At 28.8% G+C, this 7,716-nt stretch carries 5 protein-coding genes; 4 read left to right on the top strand and 1 reads right to left on the bottom strand.

From position 1 onward, the window contains the following. Positions 1 to 34: 34 nt before the first annotated feature. Positions 35 to 748, bottom strand: a complete 714-nt coding sequence (gene yaaA / locus ABGF48_RS03175) for a peroxide stress protein YaaA (protein WP_408104895.1) — start codon at positions 746 to 748, stop codon at positions 35 to 37. A gap of 84 nt (positions 749 to 832) precedes the next feature. On the opposite strand from yaaA, the gene tadA reads away from it, so the two are divergent. The 4 genes from tadA to pyk are packed head-to-tail and all read left to right on the top strand — an operon-like array spanning position 833 to position 7,484. Next, positions 833 to 1,285, top strand: coding sequence for a tRNA adenosine(34) deaminase TadA (tadA, locus tag ABGF48_RS03170; protein ID WP_408104894.1), 453 nt, complete (start codon positions 833 to 835; stop codon positions 1,283 to 1,285). Positions 1,286 to 1,294: 9 nt separating this feature from the next. After that, positions 1,295 to 4,747, top strand: a complete 3,453-nt coding sequence (locus ABGF48_RS03165) for a DNA polymerase III subunit alpha (protein ID WP_408104893.1) — start codon at positions 1,295 to 1,297, stop codon at positions 4,745 to 4,747. An 8-nt stretch (positions 4,748 to 4,755) separates the two neighbouring features. Then, positions 4,756 to 5,715, top strand: a complete 960-nt coding sequence (pfkA, locus tag ABGF48_RS03160; protein WP_408104892.1) for a 6-phosphofructokinase — start codon at positions 4,756 to 4,758, stop codon at positions 5,713 to 5,715. Between the two features lie 11 nt (positions 5,716 to 5,726). Beyond that, complete coding sequence (gene pyk / locus ABGF48_RS03155) at positions 5,727 to 7,484, top strand: pyruvate kinase (RefSeq protein ID WP_408104891.1); 1,758 nt, start codon at positions 5,727 to 5,729, stop codon at positions 7,482 to 7,484. Positions 7,485 to 7,716 lie beyond the last annotated feature (232 nt).

Below are 7,716 nucleotides of genomic sequence, written 5' to 3'. Positions count from 1 at the left end.
TGTTTTTTTTAATCAGTGCTGAGAGTTGATTTTTTTATTCTTTAATAAACACAAACCTATTTTCTTCTGACAATTCTTCACTATATGAAAATTCATCTTTAATCTTTTTTAATTCTTCAGGATATTTTATATTATTTTTTGTAAGATATGATACCATCCATCCACGTCCTTTTTTTGAAGTTGTTGAATGAGTTTTTAATTTACCGTTTTTATTTTCATAGAATTCAAAATCTATCCAATTGTATTTTGATTTATCGAATAAGTCTGAAAACTCATTACTTGCAAGGTTTAATATAGTTTCACGATTTGGAATTTCTAGATTGTATAATGGTTTCCAAAAGGATTTTAGAGTTTTATTATCGATTTTTATTTTTGATAAAAAGTCCAGTCTATAAGGCTTTATAAGTGTATTTGGAGAAATTGGACCATATAAAGCTGATAAAATAAGCAAATTTTCGTTTAAGTATTTTAATTGTTCATCATTAAATGAAGATGGGTTCATGGCTTTGTAAGATAAACCATTATACATAAAAAGAGCTGGATAAGTTATATTTTTACTGAATGATGAAATGTATCCTTTTACTGTTTCTAAAATATTATCATTAATTTTTAATTTTTTCTTTAACTCTTCATCTGATAATTTTTGTAATTCATTTATTATTTTGTGTGTTTCTTCTGTTAAAATCCAATCTGTATTAATTGGATTATCTAAATTCATATCTTTTGTAGGTGAGAATATTATTTTCATAGTTATCCTTTCTATTTTTACTAAATTTAATTATATCAAAAAATAGAAAAATTTATGTGATATAATTTATATAGGTGAGGTTTTATGGATTTTGAATACTTTATGAATGAGGCAATTGAAGAGGCTAAAAAAGCATTAAATAATGATGAAGTTCCGATTGGTGCTGTTGTAGTTTTAGATGGTAAAATTATTGGAAGAGGTCATAATATGGTCGAAACTAATAATCATGCATTTGAACATGCTGAAATAAATGCAATAAAAGAAGCTGAAGATTATGTCGGAGATTGGAGACTTGATGGGGCAATTTTGTTTACTACATTAGAGCCGTGCGTAATGTGTGCAGGTGCAATAATACATAGTAGAATTAAAACATTGGTATTTGGTGCGAAGGATGTGCAAAGAGGATTTGCAGGCTCTATACTAAATGTTGTTGATGATGGTATTTTTAACCATAGAGTTGAGGTTGTTTCAGGGATAAAATTTCAAGAATGTAAAGAATTAATAGATAATTTTTTTAATGAAAAACGTAAGAAGTAGGTGATTAATATGGATTTTACACATTTACATTTACATACAGAATATAGCTTATTAGATGGTTTTGCCAAAATTGACAAAATGCTAGATAGATGTCTTGAATATGGCATGAAATCTGTTGCGATAACTGATCATGGAGTTATGTTTGGAGTTATAGATTTTTATAAAAAAGCTAAGAAAAAGGGTATTAAGCCAATTATTGGATGTGAAGTATACATAAGTGAAGGTTCTTATTTAGAAAAAACACCACAAAACAAAAAAAGATATCATTTAATTTTGCTTGCAGAAAATTGGACTGGTTATCAAAACTTGATAAAAATTGTTTCAGAAGGTTTTATTAATGGATATTATTATAAGCCTAGAGTAGATAAAGATGTATTAAAAAAATATTCTGAAGGAATAATTGCGTTATCAGCTTGTATGAGTGGAGAAGTACAAATTCATATAAGAAATAATGATATTGAAGCTGCAAAAAAATCAACATTAGAATATAAAGAAATATTTGGAGAAGATAATTTTTATTTAGAATTGCAAGATCATGGACTTGTAGAACAAAAGAAAATTAACAAGTATCTTAAAGAATTTAGTAAAGAACTAGAGATTCCATTAGTTGCAACTAATGATGTTCATTACACAGACCAAGAAGATGCTAAAATACAAGATATATTGATGTGTATTTCTACTGGAAGTACAGTTGATAATCCTGATAGAATGAGATTTCCAAATTCTCAATTTTATTTTAAGAGTCCCGAGGAAATGGAAGAATTATTTAAGGATATACCTGAAGCACTAATAAATACCCAAGTTATTTCTGACAGATGTAATGTAGATTTTAAATTTCATGATATGCATTTACCATTTTTCAAAATTGAAGAAAATCATGACGAATACTTAGAAAAGTTGGTATTTAATGGACTTAAAAATAAATATGGTAAATTAACTGATAATGTTATAAAAAGAGCTAATGAAGAGCTTGAAATAATTAATAAAATGGGATTTACAGACTATTTCTTAATTGTATGGGATTTTATTGATTATGCTAAAAAACAAGGTATCGCTGTTGGACCAGGTAGAGGGTCTGCAGCAGGATCAATAGTTTCATATGCCTTAGGAATTACAGGATTAGATCCGATAAAATACGATTTACTTTTTGAAAGATTTTTGAATCCTGAAAGAGTTTCAATGCCAGATATAGATATTGATTTTGATTATGAAAGAAGAAATGAAGTAATCGAATATGTTAAAGAAAAATATGGCGAAAGCAATGTTGCTCAAATTGTTACATTTGGTACATTAGCTGCAAGAAATGCAATTAGAGATGTAGGTAGAGTTACATCGGTAAATAGTGATATTGTAGACAAAATAGCAAAACAAGTACCACAAGAAATAAATATGACTATAAAAAAAGCATTGCAAGTTTCAGATGATTTTAGAAAACTATATGAAGCATCTGAAGAAAATAGAAAACTTATAGACACTGCAATGGAAATTGAAGGAATGCCTAAAAACACATCAACACATGCAGCGGGAGTGGTTATAGCGTCTAAACCTTTAAATGAATTTGTACCATTGTATATTGCGGATAAATCTATTCTTACTCAATACAATATGACTGAACTTGAAGAGTTAGGTTTATTAAAAATGGACTTTTTAGCGCTTCGTACACTTACAGTCATAAGCGATGCAATAAAACTTATAAAATTCAATAGAGGAATAGACGTTGATATTAACAATATTGATTTGAATGATAAAGAGGTTTTAGATATATTCAAAGTTGCAGAAACGATTGGAGTATTTCAATTTGAATCAGAAGGAATGCGTGCATTTTTAAGAGAATTGAAACCTACAAGATTTGATGATTTAATTGCTGCAAATTCACTATTTAGACCAGGACCTATGAATGAAATTCCAAATTATATTAGAAATAGGCATAATAAAGATTTAGTAACATATCTTCATCCTTCACTTGAATCTATTTTAGAACCAACATATGGAACGATTGTATTTCAAGAACAAGTTATGCAAATTGTACAAAAGTTAGCAGGATTTTCATTGGGAGAAGCTGATAATTTAAGACGAGCAATGGGAAAAAAGAAAATGAAGGTAATGGAGGAAAATAGGGAGTATTTTATTCATGGGAGAATTGTAAATGGAAAAATAGTAGTTCCTGGTTGTCTTAGAAATGGAATTGATGAAGATATAGCAAATAAAATTTATGATTTGATGATTGATTTCGCTAAATATGCATTTAATAAATCACATTCAGCAGCATATTCATTTGTTGCCTTTCAAACAGCTTGGTTAAAAGTTCATTATCCAGAAGAATTTATGGCTTCATTATTGTCATCAGTGATGGGAAGTTCAGATAAAGTTTATCTTTATATAAAAGAAGCAAAAAAAATGGGAATAGATGTTTTATTACCTAGTGTAAATTCATCTTATAAAAACTTTTCGGTTGAAGGTAGAAAGATTAGAATCGGTCTTTCTGTAATTAAAAGTTTGGGTATTAACATAGTTGAAGCTATAGTTAATGAAAGAAAAAAAGGTAAATTTGAAGATTTTGATGATTTTGTAGAAAGAATGGTAAATAATTCAGATTCAAAGTTAAATAAAAAATCTTTAGAATTTCTTATTTTTTCAGGTGCTATGGATGATTTTGGCTTAAATAGAGCACAAATGATTTCTATTCACGAAAGAGCAGTTGAACAATATTTTAAAAATAATAAAAATATAGCTGGACAGGAAGATATATTTTCAATGATAAGCGGAAATACTTTTAAAATTGAAGCACCCAATATACCTGAATTTTCAAAAGTTGAAATGTTAAAAAAAGAGAAGGAATATATTGGAGCATATATTACGGATCATCCATTTAGTTCATATGAAAAGATTGTTTCTAAATATGTTGATTTTACAACATTAGATTTGATTGAAGAAAATGTAAAATATGATAAAAATGTAATATTTGCAGGAATAATTACTTCAGTTAAAACAATTTTTACCCGACAAAATAAAAAGATGAGTTTTTTGGAATTAGAAGATATTTATGGTAAAATAGAAGCTGTGATTTTTCCACAAATGTATGAAAAATACAAAGATATTTTATTTGAAGATAAGGCAGTTTTAATAAATGGTAAGTTACAAATAAATGATAATAGATCGGCAAATATAATAATTAATAAAGTAAGAGAAATAAATAACGAAATTTTTTCACAAAATAGTAAAAGAAATGGTATAATATACGAGGACAAAGTTCTATATTTAAAAATGAAATATTCGGATAAAGATTTATATTCAAAAATAAGAAAAGAATTATTAGAATATAGAGGTAATTCTGAAGTAGTTATTTATTTTGATGATATAAAAAAATCTGTTTCCTTAAAAAATATTACAGTAAAATTAGAAATGGATTTAATAAATAAACTAGCAAATTGGTTAGGTAATGATAGTGTCATAATAAAGTAGGAGGATGTATGAAGACAATTGGTGTTTTGACTTCAGGTGGAGATGCACCTGGGATGAATGCTGCTATTAGAGCTATTGCAAGAACTGCTTTTGCAAATGGTCTAAGAGTTAAAGGAATAAGGAATGGTTTTGATGGTTTAATTAAAGGTGATATATATGAAATGAATGTATCATCTGTTGCAGATATCGTTCACAAAGGTGGTACAATTTTAGGGTCTGCGAGATCTTTAGAATTTAAGACTAAAGAAGGCCAAGACAAAGCTATGGAAATCATTAAAAACTTTGATATTGACGGAATAGTTGTATTAGGTGGAGATGGGTCATTCCAAGGAGCAAATGTATTACATGAAAGAGGAATTAAAACAATAGGTATACCATGTACTATTGATAATGATATGGGATATACAGATTGGACAATTGGTTTTGATACAGCAGTTGAAACATGTAAAGAAGCTATAAGTAAATTAAGAGATACATCATCATCTCACGGCAGAGGTAATGTTGTTGAAGTAATGGGAAGAAATTGTGGAGATATTGCATTATATGCAGGTGTAGCAGGTGGTGCAGAGAGCATTTTAGTTCCTGAAGTTCCTGTTGATATGGAACAAGTTATTTCAAGAGTTCAAAGAGGAAAAGCTAGAGGTAAATTACACCATATCGTTGTAGTTGCTGAAGGTATTGGAAATCCACAAAATATTGCAAAAGAAATCCAAGATAGAACAGGTGTTGAAACAAAATTAACAATTTTAGGACACGTTCAAAGAGGTGGTAGCCCAGCATTGAGAGATGCAATCATGGCAAGTGAAATGGGTGTTAAAGCTGTTGAACTATTAATAGAAGGTAAGAGCTCTTTAGCAATAGGTATAAAAGGTGGTAAAATATTTTCAATGTATATACCGGATGCAATAAAAGTTAAGAGTGAATTCAATACAGAACTTTATACAATAGCAAGTATTTTAGCAAATTAGGAGAAATTATAATGAAAAGAACAAAAATAGTATGTACAATTGGACCAGCATCAGAATCTGAAGCAAAATTAGAAGAATTAATGGGAATGGGAATGAATGTTTGCCGTTTAAACTTTTCACACGGTGATCATGCAGAACATTTACAAAGAATTCAAAATATTAAAAAAGTTAGAGAAAAATTAGGAAATTATACTGCAATCATGTTGGATACAAAAGGTCCAGAAATTAGAATAGGTACATTCAAAGATGGAATGGTTGTAAGTTTAAAATCAGGAGATAAATTTACATTAACAACTAGAGATATCGTTGGGGATCAATCAATCGTTTCAGTTTCATATAAAGATCTACCAAAAGATTTAGTTCCAGGAAACAGAATTTTAATCGATGATGGTTTAGTAGAATTTGTAGTAGATTCAATCGAAGGAACAGAAATTCATACAACAGTAGTTAACTATGGTGATATCAAAGATAGAAAAGGTTTAAATGCGCCAAGTATCAAGATTAACTTACCAGCATTAACAGAAAAAGATATTAATGACATTAAATTTGGTGTTGAAAATGGAATTGACTTTATTGCAGCATCATTCATCAGAAAAGCAGATGACGTTTTAGCAATCAGAAAAGTTTTAGAAGAATGTGGTGGAGAACACGTACACATTATTTCAAAAATTGAAAGTGAAGAAGGTGTAGAAAACTTAGATGAAATTATAGAAGTTTCAGATGGTATCATGGTAGCTAGAGGGGACTTAGGGGTAGAAGTTTCAAATGAAAGAGTTCCTTTGGTTCAAAAAGAAATCATTAGAAAATGTAATTTATTAGGAAAACCAGTTATAACTGCTACACAAATGTTAGACTCAATGATAAGAAACCCAAGACCAACAAGAGCTGAAGTAAATGACGTAGCTAATGCTATTTTAGACGGTTCAGATGCTATCATGTTATCAGGGGAAACAGCAGCAGGTAAATATCCGGTACAAGCTGTTGAAACAATGAGAAGAATTGCATTACACATTGAATCATCAATAGACTATAAGAAAGCAGTAGAATCAAGAAAAGAATGGATTGAAAGTGATCCAACTAACGCAATTTCAAATTCTGTTTCAAGAATTTCAGAACAATTAAATGCTAATGCGATAGTTGCAGCTACAACATCAGGTGGAACAGCAAGATCAATTTCTAAATTTAGACCAGAAACACAAATCATTGCAACAACACATGTTCCAGAAGTAGCAAGAAAATTATCATTAGTATGGGGTGTTTACCCAATTTTAACAAAGAAAGTTGAATTAACAGATCAATTAATCGACAATTCAATTTCTGAAGCATTAAAAAATAAATATATTAGTGAAGGTGATTTAATTGTATTATCAGCAGGTATTCCAGTTGCAACCCCTGGTTCAACAAATATGCTAAAAGTTCATACTGTTGCTAAAGTTCTTTCACAAGGACAACCTATTGGTAAGAGCTCAGTTGTAGGAAGAGCTTGTGTTGTAGAAAACGCAGAACAATTAAAAGAAAAATTTATGGATGGAGATATAATTGTTGCTAAATACACAGATGCAGACATGATTCCATTTATTGAAAAATCTGCAGGTATAATTGTAGAACAAGGAGGTTTAACATCCCATGCTGCAATTACTGCATTACACTACAAATTACCAGCAATTATTGGTGCTGATTTAACAAAAGAAAAGATCGAAAATGGACAATTAATAACATTAGATGCATATGCAGGTATAGTATACGATGGTTCTGCAAAAGTTATGTAATTAATAAATAATTTATAAGAGGTAGTTGAAAAATAAAAATAGCCGTTAAATTACAAAAATTTAACAAAAATACAAAACAAGCCCTAGATTGTAAAATCTAGGGCTTGTTTTGTATAATATAATAATTATTAAAATTATATTTTATAAAAACTACTACAAAAATCTAAATACATAAAATAATGATATTATGTAACAGCCTTTTTTTACTTTTTATTAAATTAAATTAACTTTT

The organism is Helcococcus bovis, from assembly GCF_046035835.1.
GTDB classification, from domain to species: Bacteria; Bacillota; Clostridia; order Tissierellales; family Peptoniphilaceae; genus Helcococcus; species Helcococcus bovis.
Note: the sequence above shows the minus strand (reverse complement) of the source record. Positions and strands in the feature narration are given on the sequence as shown.